The sequence below is a fragment of the Luteimonas sp. A537 genome (assembly GCF_054052065.1).
Genome location: NZ_JBSVRH010000022.1, coordinates 1 through 1031 on the forward strand (window position 1 = coordinate 1; position 1031 = coordinate 1031).

The window sequence follows — 1031 nt, forward strand, 5'->3', positions numbered from 1 at the left end:
GGGTTGGGCTGTGGCAGTCTTGGCGCAGGTGCCGGGTAGCTGCGGCCTAACAAGTCGTTCAAGCCGAAGCCGCTTCGTTCCGCAAACCACATGGCAGAAAGAGCTTGCCATGTGGTTCGCTCCACTACGCGTCTCGGCTTAACTCAGGCGTTAGGCCGCTCGAGTCAAGAGCGATGCTCGTGTTCGCTTGTACCGATGGTTCGCGGGGCAAGCCGTTGGCTTACGGACACAGTTGCCGTCGCCCGCTCCAGATCGCGCGCGGGGCAAGCCGCTAACTCACGGACACGATTGCCGTTGCTCACCCCGGATCGTGCGCGGGGCAGGCACTTCCTCCAGCCAGGATTCCGGTACAGTCCACTCGTGGGGGCGTTGGGCTCACCGGTCGGCGGCCTAACAATTCGTTCAACCCGAACCCGCTTCGTTCCACCAACAACATGGCAGGTAGAGCTTGCCATGTTGTTGGCTCCACTACGCGGGTCGGGTTAACTCAAGCGTTAGGCCTCAAGAGACACATCATCGTGACTGAAACTGAAGAACGAAAGCTGCTGAAGCAGATCCTTGAGGCCCTTGACGAGACCACGAAGAAAAGGTGGTCGTGGCAGGCCTTTGCCGTAAACGCTGTCTCATTCGCCACCCTAGCCGTCATTGCATTGTGGCTATTTCAGAACCCGCATCTTCTGGATACCCCGCGCGTCGCCTCGCTGTTAGGGGCCGTCTTTGCCGGAGCCCTGATCGGTGCGCTGAGTACGTGGCAGCTGCTTTGCAAAAATGGCGCTGCTGTCCGCAAGTACATTGATGCTGAAAGGGTGCGAGCTCGGCTGGCTGAGCTTGAGCCCTAACAATTCGTTCAAGCCGAACTTGCTTCGCTACACCAACAACGTGGCAGGAAAAGCTTGCCACGTTGTCGGCTACGCTACGCAAGTCGGCTTAACTCAGGCGTTAGGGCTCAATCGTGGCATCTGCTGATCTCAACGAACTCTATAACGACGCGCTTGGCTTCGCTCAGCACATGCTTCTGACGCATGGCGAGT

1 protein-coding gene is annotated in these 1031 nt (G+C 58.4%); it reads left to right on the forward strand.

Going from position 1 to position 1031, the window contains the following annotated elements; all coding sequences use genetic code 11:
* Positions 1 to 518 precede the first annotated feature (518 nt).
* Complete coding sequence (locus tag ACW7GZ_RS14885; protein ID WP_457010055.1) at positions 519 to 839, forward strand: hypothetical protein; 321 nt, start codon at positions 519 to 521, stop codon at positions 837 to 839.
* Positions 840 to 1031 lie beyond the last annotated feature (192 nt).